Annotated in this window: 24 protein-coding genes; all 24 read right to left on the bottom strand. The window is 64.0% G+C overall.

Annotated elements, in window-relative coordinates; genetic code table 11:
- Positions 1-49: 49 nt before the first annotated feature.
- Positions 50-586: a hypothetical protein gene (locus tag P0Y59_02315; protein ID WEK00549.1), complete on the bottom strand. Its 537-nt coding sequence runs from the start codon at positions 584-586 to the stop codon at positions 50-52.
- A 233-nt stretch (positions 587-819) separates the two neighbouring features.
- Complete coding sequence (locus P0Y59_02310; protein WEK00548.1) at positions 820-2,973, bottom strand: prolyl oligopeptidase family serine peptidase; 2,154 nt, start codon at positions 2,971-2,973, stop codon at positions 820-822.
- 78 nt (positions 2,974-3,051) lie between these two features.
- Entirely contained in the window at positions 3,052-3,474 is a 423-nt protein-coding gene (locus P0Y59_02305; GenBank protein ID WEK00547.1) for a bL17 family ribosomal protein, read from the bottom strand.
- Positions 3,475-3,597: 123 nt separating this feature from the next.
- Positions 3,598-4,662: a DNA-directed RNA polymerase subunit alpha gene (locus P0Y59_02300; GenBank protein WEK00546.1), complete on the bottom strand. Its 1,065-nt coding sequence runs from the start codon at positions 4,660-4,662 to the stop codon at positions 3,598-3,600.
- 95 nt (positions 4,663-4,757) lie between these two features.
- On the bottom strand, positions 4,758-5,147 hold the full coding sequence (gene rpsK, locus P0Y59_02295; GenBank protein ID WEK00545.1) for a 30S ribosomal protein S11: 390 nt from the start codon (positions 5,145-5,147) through the stop codon (positions 4,758-4,760).
- A gap of 59 nt (positions 5,148-5,206) precedes the next feature.
- A complete protein-coding gene (gene rpsM, locus P0Y59_02290; GenBank protein WEK00544.1) occupies positions 5,207-5,575 on the bottom strand; it encodes a 30S ribosomal protein S13 in 369 nt (122 codons plus the stop codon).
- Between the two features lie 379 nt (positions 5,576-5,954).
- Positions 5,955-6,665, bottom strand: coding sequence for a hypothetical protein (locus tag P0Y59_02285; protein WEK00543.1), 711 nt, complete (start codon positions 6,663-6,665; stop codon positions 5,955-5,957).
- Between the two features lie 22 nt (positions 6,666-6,687).
- The gene (locus P0Y59_02280) at positions 6,688-8,034 is read right to left on the bottom strand and encodes a HAMP domain-containing sensor histidine kinase (GenBank protein WEK00542.1); all 1,347 of its coding nucleotides are present in this window, start codon (positions 8,032-8,034) and stop codon (positions 6,688-6,690) included.
- A complete protein-coding gene (locus P0Y59_02275; GenBank protein ID WEK00541.1) occupies positions 8,034-8,726 on the bottom strand; it encodes a response regulator transcription factor in 693 nt (230 codons plus the stop codon). Before P0Y59_02275 ends, P0Y59_02280 begins: the two co-directional genes overlap by 1 nt.
- Positions 8,727-8,947: 221 nt before the next feature.
- Positions 8,948-9,505 carry an SRPBCC family protein gene (locus P0Y59_02270; GenBank protein WEK00540.1) on the bottom strand — a complete coding sequence of 186 codons (558 nt, stop codon included), beginning with the start codon at positions 9,503-9,505 and terminating at the stop codon, positions 8,948-8,950.
- 66 nt (positions 9,506-9,571) lie between these two features.
- Complete coding sequence (locus tag P0Y59_02265) at positions 9,572-10,222, bottom strand: adenylate kinase (GenBank protein WEK00539.1); 651 nt, start codon at positions 10,220-10,222, stop codon at positions 9,572-9,574.
- A 31-nt stretch (positions 10,223-10,253) separates the two neighbouring features.
- Positions 10,254-11,618, bottom strand: a complete 1,365-nt coding sequence (gene secY / locus P0Y59_02260) for a preprotein translocase subunit SecY (protein ID WEK00538.1) — start codon at positions 11,616-11,618, stop codon at positions 10,254-10,256.
- Between the two features lie 187 nt (positions 11,619-11,805).
- Positions 11,806-12,348: a 50S ribosomal protein L15 gene (gene rplO / locus P0Y59_02255; GenBank protein WEK00537.1), complete on the bottom strand. Its 543-nt coding sequence runs from the start codon at positions 12,346-12,348 to the stop codon at positions 11,806-11,808.
- A 118-nt stretch (positions 12,349-12,466) separates the two neighbouring features.
- Positions 12,467-12,667 carry a 50S ribosomal protein L30 gene (gene rpmD, locus P0Y59_02250; GenBank protein ID WEK00536.1) on the bottom strand — a complete coding sequence of 67 codons (201 nt, stop codon included), beginning with the start codon at positions 12,665-12,667 and terminating at the stop codon, positions 12,467-12,469.
- A 5-nt stretch (positions 12,668-12,672) separates the two neighbouring features.
- Positions 12,673-13,398: a 30S ribosomal protein S5 gene (rpsE, locus tag P0Y59_02245; GenBank protein ID WEK00535.1), complete on the bottom strand. Its 726-nt coding sequence runs from the start codon at positions 13,396-13,398 to the stop codon at positions 12,673-12,675.
- A 2-nt stretch (positions 13,399-13,400) separates the two neighbouring features.
- A complete protein-coding gene (gene rplR / locus P0Y59_02240) occupies positions 13,401-13,760 on the bottom strand; it encodes a 50S ribosomal protein L18 (protein ID WEK00534.1) in 360 nt (119 codons plus the stop codon).
- Positions 13,760-14,293, bottom strand: a complete 534-nt coding sequence (gene rplF / locus P0Y59_02235) for a 50S ribosomal protein L6 (protein WEK00533.1) — start codon at positions 14,291-14,293, stop codon at positions 13,760-13,762. The genes rplR and rplF overlap by 1 nt, the downstream gene beginning before the upstream one ends.
- Positions 14,293-14,688: a 30S ribosomal protein S8 gene (rpsH, locus tag P0Y59_02230; GenBank protein ID WEK00532.1), complete on the bottom strand. Its 396-nt coding sequence runs from the start codon at positions 14,686-14,688 to the stop codon at positions 14,293-14,295. Before rpsH ends, rplF begins: the two co-directional genes overlap by 1 nt.
- A gap of 10 nt (positions 14,689-14,698) precedes the next feature.
- Entirely contained in the window at positions 14,699-15,004 is a 306-nt protein-coding gene (rpsN, locus tag P0Y59_02225) for a 30S ribosomal protein S14 (GenBank protein ID WEK00531.1), read from the bottom strand.
- 1 nt (position 15,005) lies between these two features.
- Positions 15,006-15,563 (bottom strand): 50S ribosomal protein L5, encoded by a 558-nt coding sequence (rplE, locus tag P0Y59_02220; protein ID WEK02474.1) that lies wholly within the window; start codon positions 15,561-15,563, stop codon positions 15,006-15,008.
- A 31-nt stretch (positions 15,564-15,594) separates the two neighbouring features.
- On the bottom strand, positions 15,595-15,912 hold the full coding sequence (gene rplX, locus P0Y59_02215; GenBank protein WEK00530.1) for a 50S ribosomal protein L24: 318 nt from the start codon (positions 15,910-15,912) through the stop codon (positions 15,595-15,597).
- On the bottom strand, positions 15,912-16,280 hold the full coding sequence (gene rplN / locus P0Y59_02210; protein ID WEK00529.1) for a 50S ribosomal protein L14: 369 nt from the start codon (positions 16,278-16,280) through the stop codon (positions 15,912-15,914). Before rplN ends, rplX begins: the two co-directional genes overlap by 1 nt.
- A 61-nt stretch (positions 16,281-16,341) precedes the next feature.
- Complete coding sequence (rpsQ, locus tag P0Y59_02205) at positions 16,342-16,614, bottom strand: 30S ribosomal protein S17 (GenBank protein WEK00528.1); 273 nt, start codon at positions 16,612-16,614, stop codon at positions 16,342-16,344.
- An 11-nt stretch (positions 16,615-16,625) separates the two neighbouring features.
- Complete coding sequence (gene rpmC / locus P0Y59_02200) at positions 16,626-16,844, bottom strand: 50S ribosomal protein L29 (GenBank protein ID WEK00527.1); 219 nt, start codon at positions 16,842-16,844, stop codon at positions 16,626-16,628.
- Position 16,845: the final 1 nt, after the last annotated feature.

The following is a 16,845-nucleotide window of genomic DNA, read 5'->3' as shown; positions in this document are numbered from 1 at the left end:
TAGCAGATGCGGCCCGGTGGGGAAGCCCCGGTGGGGCAGCAATGCGGCTTTAGTTTGCCGCAAGCACCGGACCGTCGATCGACACCTGCTCAACGCCCTGCTCACCGATACGGCAGGTGAAGCCGCGATGGTCGGTCGCGGCCGCCCTGTAATCATCGCGCAGGCCGAGCGTACCGCGGACGATCAAGTCCGATGCGACCGGATCGACGATCGTGACCTTGTCGATCGTAGCGATGCGGGCGTAACGCCGGCCTTCCGATTCGGCCGAGGAGACGCAGGCGTCGACGGCAGCTTCCTCATCGGACCGCGAAATCGAGAGGGTGCGATTGCCCTCCTCCGGACCGACGACCGGGGCGGCTTCTTCAGCAGCGACTGCCTGGCGCGGAGGCGGCGCCTTCTTCTTGCCGACACTCGACAGGATCGCGAACAGGCCGCCGGCAAGCACCGCGCCGAGCAGCACGTCACCGCCATCGATCTTGTCGCCGCCGCGATGATGCGAGCCCCACCGCTCTGCCTGGGCGGGGACAGCGGTGACGCTCATCGCCAGGAGCGTGGTAGCCGCGACCGCCTTGCCGAAAATCGTCATGTCCTGTCCCCTTTCGATTCGATGCCGTATCGATAGGTGAGTCGTGCTGTCGCAACGATGAACCACCTTCCTGGAGAGCAAGCCGTAGCATGCAACAGGATGGAGAGGGCAGATAACAGCGCGCCGGGCAAAATGGAACGGCCGAAAGCATGACGAATCGCTAGACGGTCAGCCGCGCGATCCGACCGGTAGCGCCGCAATCATATCAGCTTCCCCTCCGCCTCGATCCCCTACTATTTTGCGGGCTTCTGCGTGGCGGCGACGTCCCTGACCGTCATGCCGGTCCAGGCCGCGGCGAAGGCCCAGCTGTCGGCGGCTTCGGCGATGACCTTGTCCGTCGGCTTGCCCGAGCCGTGCCCGGCGCGGGTCTCGATGCGGATGAGATGCGGCCTTGGGCCGATCTGCGCGGCCTGGAGCGCGGCAGTGTATTTGAAACTGTGACCCGGCACGACCCGGTCGTCCGTATCCGCCGTCGTCACCATGATCGCCGGATAGTCCCGTCCGGTCTTGATATTGTGATAGGGCGAATAAGCGTAGAGTACGCGGAAATCGGCCTCCTTCGCGGGATAGCCATAATCATCGACCCAATAGCGGCCGGCGGTGAAGCGGTCGAAGCGGAGCATGTCCATCACGCCGACCTGCGGCAGCGCAGCGGCAAAGAGGTCGGGCCGCTGATTGACCACGGCGCCGATCAGCAGCCCGCCGTTGGAACCTCCCTGAATGGCGAGCTTGTCCTTCGAGGTGATGCCCTGGGCGATCAGATCCTCGCCGGCCGCGATGAAATCGTCGAACACATTCTGCTTGTTGGCGAGGCGGCCGCCATCGTGCCACGCCTTGCCATATTCACCGCCGCCCCGGATGTTGGCCACCGCCAGCACCCCGCCCTGCTCAAGCCACGCGATCCGCGTTGCCGAAAAGGCCGGGTTCATCGAAACGTTGAAGCCGCCATAGGCGTATAGCAGGGTCGGTGCCGGGCCCGCCGGCAGATCCTTGCGACGGACGATGAACATCGGAACCTTCGTGCCGTCCTTCGACGCGTAGAAGCGCTGGGAGACATCGTACAGGCCCGGATCGAACGCGACCTTGGGCATGGCCCAGGGCGCGGCGTTGCCGGTCTTCAGATCATAGCGATAGATGGTCGTCGGCGTGGCGAAGCTGGTGAACGCGTAGAACATCTCGCTATCGTCCTCAGCGCCGCTGGTGGCGGCGACGCTGCCGATGCCGGGAAGCGCCACCACCCCGTCGGGCTTGCCGTCCAGATCGTAGCGTCGAAGCTCCGACTTCACATCGACCAGATAGGAGGCGACCAGCTTGCCCCCCACGATCCCGGCGCCTTCAAGCACCGCCTTGTCCTGCGGCACCACCTCGCGGATCGCGGGCGTCGCCTCGCGAACATCCATCGACACGATTCGCAGGCGCGGCGCATCCTTGTCGGTTGTCCAGTAGAAGGTCGATCCGACATTGCCGGCGAGCGACCATTCATTCTCAAGGCCCTTCACGATCGTGCGCGGCTTCGCGCCGTGATCGGTCAGGTCGAGGACGGTGATCTCGTAGCGGTTGTCAGTGCCTTCGGTGGTGGTGATGACCAGCCACTTGCCGTCCTCGGTGACCTGCGCATTGTGGCCGCACTTCGGCGCGTCAGGCGTGGCGTACATCAGGCGGTCGGTGGCCTGGGTAGTACCCAGCTTGTGGAAATAGACCTGCTGGTTCTCGTTCAGCGCCTGGAACTTCGCGCCCGCCGCCGGCGCGGCGAAGCGGGAGTAATAGAAACCGGAGCCATCCTTCGCCCAGGACAGATGGGAGAATTTGACCCATTCGACAGTGTCGGCAGCGATCGCGCCGGTCGCGACGTCAAGCACCTTGACCGTGCGCCAGTCGGTGCCGCCGTCCTGGATCGAATACAGGATATGGTGGCCATCCTCGGACGGGACCCATTCGCCGAGCGCGGTCGCACCGTCCTTCGCCCAGGCATTCGGGTCGATCAGCACCCGGCCCACACCATCGATCGAGTCGCGTACGTACAGCACTGCCTGATTCTGCAGGCCGCTATTGCGGGTGTAGAAATAGCGGCCGCCCTTCTTCACCGGCACGCCGAAACGCTCATAGTCGAGCAACTGCTTCATCCGCGCTGCGAAGATGGCCCGGCCGGGCAAGGTCGCGAGATAGGCATTGGTGACGGCATTCTCGTCAGCGACCCATTTCGCGACGGCGGCATCGGTGCGCACATCATTCTCGAGCCAGCGATACGGATCGGCAACCTTCACGCCGAATTGTTCGTCCACCGTGCTGCCGCGGGTCGTCTGTGGGTAGTTCATGCCGGGGGCCTTGGTCTGGGCGGCCGCAGGAGCAGCCAGCAGGAGAGCGATCAGCGGGAGGGCGTGGCGCATCGGGGACTTTCGGATACGAAAAAGGAGCCGCACCCTATCAGGTACGACTCCTTTCTCAACTCCCTGAACAGGCGCGATTTATGCAGCCTGATCGAAATCCTCGTCACCCATCACCGGGCCCGAATCCTGGCCCTTGGCGCTGACGTCGCGGTCGACGAACTCGATGATCGCCATCGGCGACGCGTCCGAAGCGCGGATGCCGGCCTTGATGATGCGGGTGTAGCCACCGTTACGATCGGCGTAACGCGATGCCAGCACGTCGAACAGCTTCACCAGCTGCGCGTCATCGAGCAGACGGGCATGCGCCAGACGGCGATTGGACAGGCCACCCTTCTTGGCGAGCGTGATCAGCTTCTCGACATAGGGGCGAAGTTCCTTCGCCTTGGCGGTCGTGGTGGTGATCTGCTCGTGCTTGATGAGCGCTGCCGACATGTTGCGGAACAGGGCTGTGCGGTGGGCCGAGGTTCGCTGAAGCTTACGGCCGCCTACGCGATGACGCATGGTATCTTTCCTTCGTTCGTTAAGGGGCCGTTTGACGGAACCCCAGACCAGGCGGTGTCAAGGGCCACCGCCAATCGCCCGATGGGCGAACCGGGCCGGGGCATTTGCCCCAGCCCGAGCTCGTTACCCCATTATTTCCTGCTCAAGCTTCTTGGCCATCTCTTCGATGTTCTCAGGCGGCCAGCCCGGGATTTCCATGCCCAGCCGGAGCCCCATCGACGACAGCACTTCCTTGATTTCGTTCAGCGACTTGCGGCCGAAATTCGGGGTGCGCAGCATCTCGGCTTCGGTCTTCTGGACCAGGTCGCCGATATAGATGATGTTGTCGTTCTTGAGGCAGTTGGCCGAACGCACCGACAGTTCAAGCTCGTCGACCTTCTTGAGAAGGTAACGGTTGATCTGCTGGGTGTCGCCCGAGACCTCACCGGCCGAAGACGGCGCGGCATGGCCGATCGGTGCCGACGGACGGACCGACGAATCGTCGAAGTGGACGAACAGCGCGAGTTGGTCCTGCAGGATGCGGCCGGCATAGCCGACTGCGTCCTCGGGCGTGATCGTGCCGTCGGTCTCGATGGTCAGCGTCAGCTTGTCGTAATCGAGTTCCTGCCCGACGCGGGTGTTCTCGACCTTGTACGACACCTGCCGCACCGGCGAGTAGAGCGCGTCGACCGGGATCAGGCCGATCGGCGCATCCGCCGGACGGTTCGCCACCGCTGCGACGTAACCCTTACCTACGTCGGCGGTCAGCTCCATGTTGAGCGTCGCGCCTTCGTCGAGGTGGCAGATCACCAGATCGGGGTTCATCACCTCGATGTCGCCCGAAACCGCGATGTCGCCGGCCTTCACATCGGCCGGGCCGGTCGCGGAAAGTTGGAGACGCTTCGGCCCCTCGCCCTGCATGCGCAGCGCGATCTGCTTCACGTTCAGGACGATGTCGGTCACGTCTTCCCGAACGCCGGTCAGCGACGAGAATTCGTGGAGCACATTCTCGATCTTGATCGAGGTAACGGCAGCGCCCTGAAGCGACGACAGCAACACGCGACGGAGCGCGTTGCCGAGCGTCAGGCCGAAGCCGCGCTCGAGCGGTTCGGCCACAAAGGTCGCCTTACGCTTGGGATCGCCGCCCGGCTTCTTTTCGAGGCCATTGGGCTTCTTCAGTTCCTGCCAGTTCTTAGCATTGACGGACACGGGCTTCCCCTTGGTTTTGGGCGGGAGCGGGGGACACTCCGGCCATGTGGGAATCGTCCGCGCGGCGCGATCAACCGCGCGCGGACGAGACGAAATCAGACGCGGCGGCGCTTCGAGGGCCGGACGCCATTGTGCGGGATCGAGGTCACGTCGCGAATCGAAGTGATCTGGAAGCCGACCGCCTGCAGCGCGCGAAGCGCCGACTCACGGCCCGAACCCGGACCCTTCACTTCCACTTCGAGCGTGCGGACGCCGTGTTCGGCGGCCTTCTTGCCGGCATCCTCGGCAGCGACCTGCGCCGCATACGGAGTCGACTTGCGGCTTCCCTTGAAGCCCATCATGCCGGCCGACGACCACGAGATCGCGTTGCCTTGGGCATCGGTGATCGTGATCATGGTGTTGTTGAAGCTGGCGTTCACGTGTGCGACGCCAGAGGTGATGTTCTTGCGCTCACGCCGCTTAATGCGCTGAGGTTCGCGTGCCATGTTGAAATCCTAACCCTGTAGCTGGAAGGCGAGCCGCCCCATCGGAACGGCTCAGCGCATCACTTCTTCTTGCCGGCGATCGGCTTGGCCTTGCCCTTGCGGGTGCGCGCATTGGTATGCGTGCGCTGGCCGCGGACCGGAAGGCCCTTGCGATGGCGAAGGCCGCGATAGCAGGCCAGATCCATCAGCCGCTTGATGTTCATCGCGGTCTGGCGGCGGAGATCACCCTCGACAGTGTGATCAGCGTCGATCGTTTCGCGAATCTGCAGCACTTCCTGATCGGTCAGGTCCTGCACCCGGCGCTCGGGAGTGATACCCAGCTTGGCAGTGATTTCCTTGGCCTTGGTGTCGCCAATGCCATGGATATAGGTCAGCGCGATAACAACGCGCTTGTTGGTCGGGATGTTGACACCCGCAATACGAGCCATGAAATTTGTTCTCCTGCTCCACGGGGCGTGCATGGCTGCAGCCACCCCATCTCATCGCGTTGCTATCTGAAACGCAAGATAACGGCGAGCGCAAACAAGCGCCGCCGGGACCCGGTGTTTCGGAATATCGAGCAGATAGAAGCGCGAGTCGGTGCTGTCAAGATCGCTCGGCCGAAACGGCGAGAAACCGGACCGAGACATGGGGCGGCTCAGGACGATGAACGTCGCTGCCGCCACATCATATATCTCAGCGGACCGCGAATGCCAGCGGGCGCGTTTCGATTGCACGCATCGGCGAAGAAAACCCGTCATGCACAGCCTGACCCGGCTCGCGTACCACAGTCGACGCCCCCCCTACCGCCGTCGGCATCGCGACGGATCAGGAAAGGATGTTCACCGCTCGCGCCGCGACAAGCGCGATCGTCAAAAGCGAGATGGCGGATTCGATCATCATCAGCATCTTGGCGCGGCGGGACAACGGCATCGTGTCCGTCGGCGAGAAGGCTGTGGCGTTGGTGAACGACAGATACAGATAATCGACGAACCCCGGCGACCAGGTGCACGGCTCGCGCGGCTGGCCGATCGTCATCTGGGGATAGAGGAAATCGCATTTCTCGGTCTCGATCAGGCCGCGCGCCGCCGGGCCACCGTGATCGATGCTCCAGAACCACAAGGCGAAGACGATGACATTGGTCGCCCAGATGTTGAGTGCGTCGAGCAGCAGCGTCTGCCCGATCTTCGTCGCGCTCCCGGCAAGCAACGCATGGATCAGTTCGACCAGCGCTCCCAGGTTGATGACGGTGATCAACGCGGTCAGCGCGAGCGCCGCGCGGCGGATCATCCGCCTTTCCCAGGCGACACGCCGCCAGTGATGATCGGTCCGCGCCTCGCGTGCGCTTGCCTGGGTCCAGGCGGTCGCGGCGGACAGCGGCAGGAGCAGCGCGATCTCAAGCCCGGGCGCAAGCCAGCGTGGACCGATCGTCAGATCGTTGAACATGAGCAACTGGAGCCCGGCCACCAACGCGACCGACGCCCGCGCGAACCAGAAATCCCAGCCATGAGTGTGGATCGCCTTGAGCGCCCAGCTCATGGATGATGCCCTTCCGCTGCGGTCACGCCGGCACGACGATTGCAGCGATCAGCCCCGGCGCATTGTCGCCCAGTTCGAGGCGCCCACCGTGGAGCCGGGCAACCGCCTCGATCAGCGACAGGCCAAGACCAGCGCCCGGCGTACTGCGCGCATTGTCCAGCCGGCCAAAGCGGCGCAGCGCCTGTTCTCGGTCCTCGGCGGCGATGCCGGGGCCACGATCCTCCACCTGGAAGCGTATTTCTCCCCCCTGCCCCGCCAGCCGCAGCGTCACCTCGCCGCCGCCGGCACCGTGACGCAGCGCATTGTCGACCAGATTGGCGATCGCCTGAGTCACCAGCTCGCGATGAAGGATGAGCCGGGGCGGATGCGCTTCCATCACGGTCATGAAGCGCAAGCCGGCATCTTCGGCGACTGGCGCGTAGAGTTCGGCAATCTCCTCGATCAGCGCCGCCGGGTCGATGCTGGCAAAGCGGTCGCGCGACACCGATTCGGAACGGCTGATCTCGATCAGCATGGTGAGCATCCGCATCACCAGATCGGTCTCCACCAGCAAGCCCCCCAGCGCCGCTTCGCGTTGCGTGGGATCGGCGAGCAGCACCGCGTTCTCTGTCTTGGTCCGCAGCCTCGCCAGCGGCGAGCGGAGATCATGCGCCAGGCTGTCGGTGACGAGCCGGAGCTCGATCATCAGCCGTTCGACCTTGTCGAGCATCGTGTTGAGCCGGGTGGCGAGCCGGTCGAAAGCGTCGTCCCCGCCGGAAGCGCTCACCACGCGGCGCGACAGGTCCCCACCCGCCACCCCCTCGATCACATCCGCGACCCGGTTCAGGCGGCGGCCGACATAGCGGGTCACGACGAGGCCCCCGACAATCCCAAGCCCGAGAGACAAGAGCATCGCGAGGACCAGCGCCCGCTCGATTCCGCGCTGCACCTGCTCCCAGTCATCGAGCATCCGTCCGCTGACGAGACGGAGAGGCCCGATCCTGCGGACCGAATAGCCGGCGTCGCGCAGCGACCAGGGCGGCGAGGTCCCGATCCGGCCGATATGGAATTCGACCGAGCTCGATGGGCCGATATTCGCAACCGGCGGCCCCAGCCCCACCACGCGCCGTCCCCGGGCGTCGATCACCGCGATGATCAGCGAGAGGTCGCCGGGCGCGCGCGCCTCCTCGATCGTCTGGTCGAGCGCCCGCATTCCACCGGCACGCCAGACCGAGACAAGTGCATCGGCCTGTTCGGCAGTGTCCCGGCGAAGCGAATCGATCGCGTCATCATGCACCTGCCGCCAGATGAAGGCGACGAGCACGAGGTTGGAGACCAGCGCCAGCGCGATCGCAAGCAGGGCGATGCGCGCCGTAACCGACAATCGCATCAGATCTCAGCCGAGAGCCGGTACCCTGCGCCGCGCACCGTGTGGAGGATCGGGCTGGCAAAGCCTTCCTCGATCTTGCGCCGCAACCGGCCGATATGGACGTCGACGACGTTCGATCCGGGATCGAAATGATAGTTCCAGATCTTCTCGAGCATCATCGTGCGCGTGACGACCTGACCGGCATGGCGTGCGAGAAATTCGAGCAGATTGAATTCGCGCGCCCCAAGCGCGATCGGCCGCCCCTCCCGCGCGACCGTGCGGGCAAGCAGGTCGATTTCGAGGTCCCCGACGACCAGGCGGGTCGTCTGGGTTTCGCCCGCGATGCGATCGGCCCGGCGGAGCAGCGCCTCGATCCGGGCTGAAAGCTCCGCGAAGGAAAAGGGTTTGACCAGATAGTCGTCCGCGCCCGCGTGCAGGCCGTCGACACGATCGTCGACCGTCGCCAGGGCCGACAGGATCAGCGCCGGCGTGCGGATGCCGGCGGCGCGGATCGCGCCGATCATCGCCAGGCCGTTCAGGCCCGGAAGCATACGGTCGGCGATGATGAGATCGAAAATGCCCTCGCTGGCGAGAAACAGGCCGTCACGGCCGTCACCACAGGTCTCGACCGCGAAACCCGCCTCACCCAAGCCTTTGGCCAGATAGCCGGCGGTCGCGGCGTCGTCTTCGACGATCAGGATCTTGCGGGTCATCGGCGGCATTCCGGGCGGTGCCTTTCTGCCTTTACAGCAAAATTGGCCGACGGAAAGCGAACCTTCCGTCGGCCACGACGCCCCCGGGAGTGCGGACGCCGATTCAAGAAGTCTGTTGCCCGCGCGCTGGGCGTGCCCTCTGAATAGCGGCCGCCGTCGAGCGGTCCGATGAAGGCACCATGAAGAATTTGTCATGAAGCGCCGACAAGCCGGCGCGGCGCTTATCGCTGCGGCGTCGGCGCGGGCGGCAATGGGCCTTCAGCGGCGGACTTCAGGTTCAGCACCTGAAGCGCCAGCACCTCGTCGACCTTGGGGGCAAGCGTATCCGCCCCTGCCCGAACGAAGCCGCTGACGACATAGCTGAGTGTGAGCCGGGTCGCATTCGACCCTTCGGGCGTCAGCCTGAACGTCAACGTGCCGATGACTGCCTCGGCCTGGAGCGGCCCGAGCGCGCCGGAAAGGCGAATCATCTGCGGCGGTTGGATATAGAGGATGCGGGCATGCTCGACGCTGCCCCGGCGATCCGGAAACCGCTCGCAGAAACAACCTGTCGCCTGGCCGTCCATATAGAGGTTGGCCGAATCGTCAGTGTAGGTGTGCTCCTTGCTCCACCAGCGCTGCGGCGAGCGCAGCGTATCCCAGACGCGCGCGATCGGCGCGTCGACGGTGACGACCTGGCTGATCTCCATCGTCGAAGGCGTGGCGGAGACGACCTCGGCGGCAGCCGGGGTGGCAAGCGCACAGGCTATGACAGCCCCCAAAAGACCGACAGACTTCATCGACGCCCTCCCCCGGTGACCCGCGCACATCATATGCGTTGCGCGCCGAACGGCAAGCGAAGCGGGTTACTTGCCGTCGAGGATCGCTTCGATCGCCTGGGTCACCTGGTCGATATCCGCCATGCCATCGACTCGCGCCACGAGTCCGCGCGCTTCGTAGATCGGCAGGATCGGCGCAGTCTTGGCGCGATATTCGACCATACGGGTCCGCACGGTCTCCGCATTGTCGTCGGGGCGGCGCTTGAACTCGGTCGAGCCGCACACGTCACATACACCCGCAACCTTCGGTTGCTTGTAATGATCGTGATAGCCCTCGCCGCATTTGGCGCAGGTGTAGCGGCCAACGATGCGGTCGACGAGCGCATCCTCGTCAACGCTCAGCTCGATCACGTGGTCGAGCATGCGGCCGCGGGCCTCGAGCAATTCATCGAGCTGTTCAGCCTGGGCCGCGGTACGAGGATAGCCGTCGAAGATCACGCCATTGGCGGTGTCCGGCATATCCAGCCGTTCGCCGATGATACCCGAGACGATCTCGTCGGAGACGAGTTCACCCGCCTCCATCACCGATTTGGCCTTCAGGCCAACCGGGCTGCCGGATTTCACGGCTGCGCGCAGCATGTCGCCAGTCGAAAGCTGGACCATCCCCCGGTCAGCCATCAAGCGGCTCGCCTGGGTACCCTTGCCCGCTCCCGGCGGACCCAGGAGAATGATATTCAAGGCTGTTCCCCTCCCATCGGTGTCGTCGCTCTCAACGGAGACGGCCACCCTTCAACTTGGCCTTCTTGATCAGATCGCCATATTGATGCGCCAGCAAGTGGCTCTGGATCTGAGTCACCGTGTCCATCGTAACATTGACGACGATCAGCAAGCTGGTGCCGCCGAGATAGAACGGGATGCTCAGCGCCGATACCAGATATTCCGGCAGCAGGCAGATGATCGTCAGGTAGGCGGCACCGATCACGGTGATGCGCGTCAGCACATAATCGAAATAATTCTCGGTGTTCTTGCCGGGGCGAATGCCCGGGATGAAGCCGCCATAGCGCTTCAGATTGTCGGCAGTCTCCTCGGGATTGAACACCACAGCGGTGTAGAAGAACGAGAAGAAGATGATGCCGGCACCGTAGAGCGCCATGTACACCGGCGAACCATGCTGGAGATACTGGTTGAGGCTGATGATGAAATCGCCCCACCTGCTCTCGCCAGCAACGCGATTACCGGCGAACTGGGTGATGGTCAGCGGCATCAGCAGCAGCGACGAGGCGAAGATCGGCGGGATCACGCCCGCGGTGTTGAGCTTCAGCGGCAGATGGCTGCGATCGGCCTGCATGCCGCGCTGGGTCTGTCGCTTCGGATACTGGATCAGGATTCGGCGCTGAGCGCGCTCCATGAAGCAGATGAAGAGTACGAGCAGGATCACCGCGACGACGATGCCGATGAAGCGCACTGGATCGAGCGAGCCGGAACGGCCGCCCTCGAACAGGTTGTAGAGCGTCCGCGGCAGGCTGGCGACAATGCCGGCCATGATGATGAGCGACATGCCGTTGCCGATGCCGCGGCTTGTGATCTGCTCGCCGACCCACATCAGGAACATGGTGCCGCCGACGAGGCTGATCACCGCGCCGACACGGAACAGCATGCCCGGCTCGATCACCGCCTGCAGGCCATTGCTGGCCCCCAGAGCCTCTAGGCCGACGGCGATGAAATAGCCCTGTACGGCGGTGAGACCGACCGTGCCGTAGCGGGTATATTGGTTGAGCCGCTTGCGCCCGCTCTCCCCTTCCTTCTTGATCGCGGCAAGCGTCGGCGACAGCGAGGTCGCGAGCTGCACGACGATCGAGGCGGTAATGTAGGGCATCACGCCGAGCGCGATCAGGCTCATCCGGCTCAGCGAGCCGCCCGAAAAGGCATTGAAGAAATCAAGCACGCCGCCCGACGTATGCTGCGAAAGCTGCGCCAGCACGGTCGGATCGATACCCGGCAGCGGCACATAGCTGAGCATGCGGAAAACGATCAGCGCGCCGATCGTGAACCACAGGCGCTTCTTGAGGTCAGTCGCCTGGGAAAACTTCGACAGGCTGATGCCGGAGGCCATCGAGTCGGCTGCGGATGCCATAAATGTGATCGTCCCAAAAAAACATCGGGGGAAACAAAAGCGGCGGGAAACGTTTGACCGCCCCGCCGCTCATATAGGGGCCCGATCGGGCTTGTCTAAGGTCTTTGACGACTTGGTCCACGACGAAGCGCGGAACAGGCCCGAAAAAGCCGTTGCGGCGTCCGGCTTTCGCCGGACCCGCAACCAGTTACGCCTTGAACGACGCCTTGTGCGCGATGCGCTCGAGACGGGCAACGCCCTTCTTCGCCTTGGCCTTCTCGGCAGCCGGCACGACGACGATCACGTCGACCTTGCCGCCAGCCTTCTCGACCGCTTCGATCGCGCCCTTCGACGCGCCGGCAACCGTGAAGTTGAGCTTTGCACTGAATTCGCCCTTACCGAGCAGGCGGACGCCATCCTTGCCGCCGCGCGCCAGGCCAGCAGCCTTCAGCACGTCGTGATCGAGCGACGCACCGGCCTCGATCTTGCCAGCGTCGACCGCCTTCTGGATCGCGCCCAGGTTCACCTCGGCATAATCCTTGGCGAAGATGTTGTTGAAGCCGCGCTTCGGCAGACGCATGTGGAGCGGCATCTGGCCGCCTTCGAAGCCGGCGATGGACACGCCCTCACGGCTCTTCTGGCCCTTGATGCCGCGGCCGCCGGTCTTGCCCTTGCCGGAACCGATACCACGGCCGACCCGCATGCGGGACTTGCGGGCACCATCATTGTCGCGGAGTTCGTTCAGTTTCATGTCGTGCACTCGCTTTCGCTTTTGTCGCGCTGATAAAAAAGGCTGAGGGCGGGACACCCGAACCTGCGTTCGAGCCGTCCCGCCCCTCACCCTCCCCTTACGGGGAGGATCGTTCAGGTCAACCCTCGACCGATACCATGTGTGCGACCTTGCGAATCATGCCCCGAACTTCGGGGCTGTCCTGCAACTCGCGCGTCTTGTGCATCTTGTTGAGGCCGAGACCGATCAGCGTCGCGCGCTGATCCTTCTCGCGGCGGATCGGCGAGCCCGTCTGGGTCACCTTGATCGTGCCGCCGGCGGCTTCTTTCTTCTTCGCCATCTGTCTTACTCCGCGATCGCTGCGGCTTCGGCCTCGGCGGCCTGCGAGCCACCACGGCCGAGCAGGTCGGCGATCTTCTTGCCGCGACGCTGCGCGACCGACTTCGGGCTGACCTGGGTGGTCAGCGCCTCGAAGGTCGCACGGATCATGTTGTAGGGGTTCGATGTGCCGACCGACTTGGTCACCACATCGGCCACGCCGAGGCTCTCGAACACAGCGCGCATCGGACCGCCTGCAATGATGCCGGTGCCCTGCGGCGCCGAACGGACAGTCACGAGGCCGGCGCCGAAATGGCCCTTGCCGTCATGATGCAGCGTGCGACCCTCACGGAGCGGAACGCGGACCATCGCCTTCTTGGCAGCAGCCGTCGCCTTGGAAATGGCTTCCGGCACTTCGCGCGCCTTGCCATGACCGAAGCCGACCCGGCCCTTGCCGTCGCCGACGACGACGAGCGCCGCGAAGCCGAAGCGCTTGCCGCCCTTTACCGTCTTCGAGACGCGGTTGATGTGGACCAGCTTCTCGATCAGCTCTTCGCCGCCATCGTCGCTGCCCGGGCCACCGCGACGATCGTCGCGACGACCACGGTTGCCGTCACGGCCGCCACGGTTCTGGCCACCGCCACCGGGGCCGCCACGACCACGGCCGCCACGCGGGCCACGGCCCTGCGGCGCGTCCTGCGGAGCGCCCTCGGCACCAGCGACGACGTCCGTCGGGTTGATTTCGTCGGCCATTCTTAGAACTCCAATCCGGCTTCACGCGCGGCTTCCGCCAGCGCCTTCACGCGACCGTGGAACAGGAAGCCACCGCGATCGAACACGACCTTGGTGACGCCCGCCTGCTTCGCCGCTTCGGCGACGCGCTTGCCGACCAGGACGGCTGCATCGATGTTCGCGCCGGACGTGCCACGCACGTCCTTCTCCAACGTGGAGGCGGCAGCGACCGTCTTGCCCTGGGCGTCGTCGATCACCTGAGCATAGATGTGCTTGCCCGAACGGTGCACCGACAGCCGCGGACGGCCAGCAGCACGACCGCGGAGCGCGGTACGGTTGCGAAGACGGCGCTTCGCAAAAAGGGAGAGACCTTTGGTGCTCATTACTTCTTTTTCCCTTCCTTGCGGAAGATGAACTCACCGTCGTACTTGATGCCCTTGCCCTTGTACGGCTCGGGCTTGCGCCAACGACGAATCTCCGCGGCCAGCTGACCGACCTTCTGCTTGTCCGACCCCGAAATCTCGACGGTCGTGTTGTCCGGCGTCTTCACCTCGAGACCCTCAGGCACATCGATGTTGACGTCGTGGCTGTAGCCGAGCTTCAGGTTCAGCACCCGGCCCTTGGCGTCAGCACGATAGCCGACACCGTTGATCAGCAGCTTCTTGGTGAAGCCGTCCGACACGCCGGTGACCAGGTTCTGCACCAGGGTACGCTGCATGCCCCAGAAGGCACGGGCGCGCTTGGTCTCGTTCGCCGGGTTCACCGAGATGCCGTCGTCCTCAAGGACATAGCTGATCTCGTCGCGGAGCGGCATGGCGAGGGTTCCCTTGGGGCCCTTCACGCTCAGCTGCCCGCCGTCGATCGTCGCGGTCACGCCGCTCGGGATCGCGACCGGCTTTTTACCGATGCGGCTCATCAGAATACCTCCGCCAGCACTTCGCCACCGACATTCTGCTCGCGCGCTTCCGCGTCGGACAGAACGCCGCGAGGCGTCGAGACGATCGTGATGCCCAGGCCGTTCATGACGCGGGGCAGCTCAGTTGCGCCCGAATAGACGCGGCGACCAGGCTTCGAGACGCGCGCGACATGCTTGATCGCAGGCTGGCCCTCGAAATATTTCAGCTCGATACGGATGCCCTTGGCAGGCCCCATCTCTTCTTCGCTGTAGCCGCGGATATAGCCTTCGCGCTGAAGCACGTCGAGCACACGGGCCCGCAGCTTCGACGCGGGCGACAGGACAGAGTCCTTCCGCGCGCGCTGGCCGTTGCGGATGCGGGTGAGCATATCACCCAGGGGATCGGTCAATGCCATCTCGTGATCCTTACCAGCTCGACTTCGTAACGCCCGGGATCAGGCCCTTGTTGGCCAAATCGCGCAGCTGAATACGGCAGAGGCGGAACTTGCGGTAATAAGCGCGGGGACGACCCGTCGTCTCGCACCGGTTGCGGATGCGCGTCGGGTTCCCGTTGCGGGGAATCTCGGCCATCTTCAGGCGAGCGATCAGACGATCGCCGTCGTCGAGCGACTTGTCCGCCGCGATCGCCTTCAGCTTCGCATAGGCGCCGGCGTATTTCTTCACCAGCAGCTTGCGACGCTCGTTCTTGTTCACAGAACTCTTCTTAGCCATCTTACGCTGCCTTCTTTTCTTCGTCAGCTTCGATCGGGAACGGGAAGCCGAACAGGCGGAGCAGCTCGCGTGCCTCGTCGTCGGTCTTCGCCGTGGTCGTCACGATCACGTCCATGCCGCGGATCTTGTCGACCTTGTCGTAGCTGATTTCCGGGAAGATCAGCTGCTCCTTCAGACCGCAGGCATAATTGCCGCGACCATCGAAGCTCTTCGGGTTCAGCCCGCGGAAATCGCGAACGCGCGGCAGCGCGATCGTGATGAAGCGGTCGAGGAACTCGTACATGCGCTCGCGGCGAAGAGTGACCTTCACGCCGATCGGCATGCCTTCACGCAGCTTGAACTGCGCGATCGACTTCTTCGCCTTGGTGACGACTGGCTTCTGACCAGCGATCAGTTCCATCTCACCGGCGGCCTGCTCGACCTTCTTCTTGTCCTGCGTCGCTTCGCCAACGCCCATGTTCAGGACGATCTTGTCGAGGCGCGGGACCTCCATCACGTTCTTGTAACCGAACTTCTCGGTCATCGCCTTGATGATGCGATCGTCATAGATCGCCTTCATCCGCGGCTTGTGAGCCGCCTTCTGATTTGCATCAGCCACTGATCGTCTCCCCGGACTTCACGGCCACGCGGACCTTCTTGCCGTCCTTCGTTTCAAAGCGAACGCGCGTCGGCTTGCCGTCGGCGGTCACGTGAGCGACCTTCGAAACGTGCAGCGGTGCTTCGGCGCGCTTCAGGCCACCCTGCGGGTCGCCCTGGCTCGGCTTGGTGTGACGGATCGCGATGTTCACGCCCGACACGATGACCTTGCCGTCCTTGGGCAGGGCCTGGGTAACTTCACCGGTCTTGCCCTTGTCCTTGCCGGACAGGACGATGACGCGGTCACCCTTCTTGATCTTCGCAGCGGCCATTACAGAACCTCCGGCGCCAGGCTGATGATCTTCATGTGCTTCTTGCCGCGGAGCTCGCGCACCACCGGGCCAAAGATACGGGTGCCGATCGGCTCCTCGTTCTTGTTGACCAGCACAGCCGCGTTCGAATCGAAGCGGATCACGGTGCCGTCGGCGCGGCGAATGTCCTTCGCCGTACGCACGATGACGGCACGATGCACGTCGCCCTTCTTCACGCGGGCGCGCGGCGCCGCTTCCTTGACGCTGACGACGATAATGTCGCCGACGCCTGCCGTCCGGCGCTTGGATCCGCCAAGCACCTTGATGCACTGCACCCGCTTCGCGCCGCTGTTGTCAGCGACGTCGAGATTGGATTGCATCTGGATCATCGATCCGGTTCCTTCTCACTCTGGGGCCGATACCGACCGGACCCCGCCTCAACTGTCGGCGTTAGCCGTCGATGGTTGCCCGCTCGGGGGTCGCGTGGGTGTTGACCCGCTCGATCACCTTCCAGGACTTCAGCTTGGAGATCGGCGCGGTCTCTTCGATCCGCACGGTTTCGCCCTGCTTGAACTCGTTGCCCTCGTCATGGGCATGGTACTTCTTCGTACGACGGATGATCTTGCCGTAGAGCGGGTGCTTCACCTTACGCTCAACGTTCACCACCACCGTCTTGTCGGTCTTGTCCGAGACGATCACCCCGGTCAGCACGCGCTTCGGCATGTCGTTCTTCCTTACTTGGCTTCGGCCGAGCGCACGCGCTGGCTCTGCAGGGTCTTGATGCGAGCGATGTCGCGGCGGACCTCACGCACCCGGCTCGGCTTCTCGAGCTGGTTCGTGGCTGCCTGGAAGCGGAGATTGAACGCCTCGCGCTTCAGGTTGCCGAGCTCTTCGTCGAGCTGGTCTTCGGTCTTCGCCTTGAGATCGGAGCGACGGGTGTCGATCGTGCTCATC

This window comes from Candidatus Sphingomonas phytovorans, assembly GCA_029202385.1.
In the GTDB taxonomy this organism is placed as follows: domain Bacteria; phylum Pseudomonadota; class Alphaproteobacteria; order Sphingomonadales; family Sphingomonadaceae; genus Sphingomonas; species Sphingomonas phytovorans.
This window is presented reverse-complemented; position numbering and strand designations above follow the sequence as displayed.

Bases quoted from the DNA above. Each gene is read 5' to 3' on its own strand.
- P0Y59_02315 (WEK00549.1), bottom strand. From the start codon at position 586: ATGACGATTTTCGGCAAGGCGGTCGCGGCTACCACGCTCCTGGCGATG.
- P0Y59_02310 (WEK00548.1), bottom strand. From the start codon at position 2,973: ATGCGCCACGCCCTCCCGCTGATCGCTCTCCTGCTGGCTGCTCCTGCG.
- P0Y59_02305 (WEK00547.1), bottom strand. From the start codon at position 3,474: ATGCGTCATCGCGTAGGCGGCCGTAAGCTTCAGCGAACCTCGGCCCAC.
- rpsK (WEK00545.1), bottom strand. From the start codon at position 5,147: ATGGCACGCGAACCTCAGCGCATTAAGCGGCGTGAGCGCAAGAACATC.
- rpsM (WEK00544.1), bottom strand. From the start codon at position 5,575: ATGGCTCGTATTGCGGGTGTCAACATCCCGACCAACAAGCGCGTTGTT.
- P0Y59_02285 (WEK00543.1), bottom strand. From the start codon at position 6,665: ATGAGCTGGGCGCTCAAGGCGATCCACACTCATGGCTGGGATTTCTGG.
- P0Y59_02280 (WEK00542.1), bottom strand. From the start codon at position 8,034: ATGCGATTGTCGGTTACGGCGCGCATCGCCCTGCTTGCGATCGCGCTG.
- P0Y59_02275 (WEK00541.1), bottom strand. From the start codon at position 8,726: ATGACCCGCAAGATCCTGATCGTCGAAGACGACGCCGCGACCGCCGGC.
- P0Y59_02270 (WEK00540.1), bottom strand. From the start codon at position 9,505: ATGAAGTCTGTCGGTCTTTTGGGGGCTGTCATAGCCTGTGCGCTTGCC.
- secY (WEK00538.1), bottom strand. From the start codon at position 11,618: ATGGCATCCGCAGCCGACTCGATGGCCTCCGGCATCAGCCTGTCGAAG.
- rplO (WEK00537.1), bottom strand. From the start codon at position 12,348: ATGAAACTGAACGAACTCCGCGACAATGATGGTGCCCGCAAGTCCCGC.
- rpmD (WEK00536.1), bottom strand. From the start codon at position 12,667: ATGGCGAAGAAGAAAGAAGCCGCCGGCGGCACGATCAAGGTGACCCAG.
- rpsE (WEK00535.1), bottom strand. From the start codon at position 13,398: ATGGCCGACGAAATCAACCCGACGGACGTCGTCGCTGGTGCCGAGGGC.
- rplR (WEK00534.1), bottom strand. From the start codon at position 13,760: ATGAGCACCAAAGGTCTCTCCCTTTTTGCGAAGCGCCGTCTTCGCAAC.
- rplF (WEK00533.1), bottom strand. From the start codon at position 14,293: ATGAGCCGCATCGGTAAAAAGCCGGTCGCGATCCCGAGCGGCGTGACC.
- rpsH (WEK00532.1), bottom strand. From the start codon at position 14,688: ATGGCATTGACCGATCCCCTGGGTGATATGCTCACCCGCATCCGCAAC.
- rpsN (WEK00531.1), bottom strand. From the start codon at position 15,004: ATGGCTAAGAAGAGTTCTGTGAACAAGAACGAGCGTCGCAAGCTGCTG.
- rplE (WEK02474.1), bottom strand. From the start codon at position 15,563: ATGAAGGCGATCTATGACGATCGCATCATCAAGGCGATGACCGAGAAG.
- rplX (WEK00530.1), bottom strand. From the start codon at position 15,912: ATGGCCGCTGCGAAGATCAAGAAGGGTGACCGCGTCATCGTCCTGTCC.
- rplN (WEK00529.1), bottom strand. From the start codon at position 16,280: ATGATCCAGATGCAATCCAATCTCGACGTCGCTGACAACAGCGGCGCG.
- rpsQ (WEK00528.1), bottom strand. From the start codon at position 16,614: ATGCCGAAGCGCGTGCTGACCGGGGTGATCGTCTCGGACAAGACCGAC.
- rpmC (WEK00527.1), bottom strand. From the start codon at position 16,844: ATGAGCACGATCGACACCCGTCGCTCCGATCTCAAGGCGAAGACCGAA.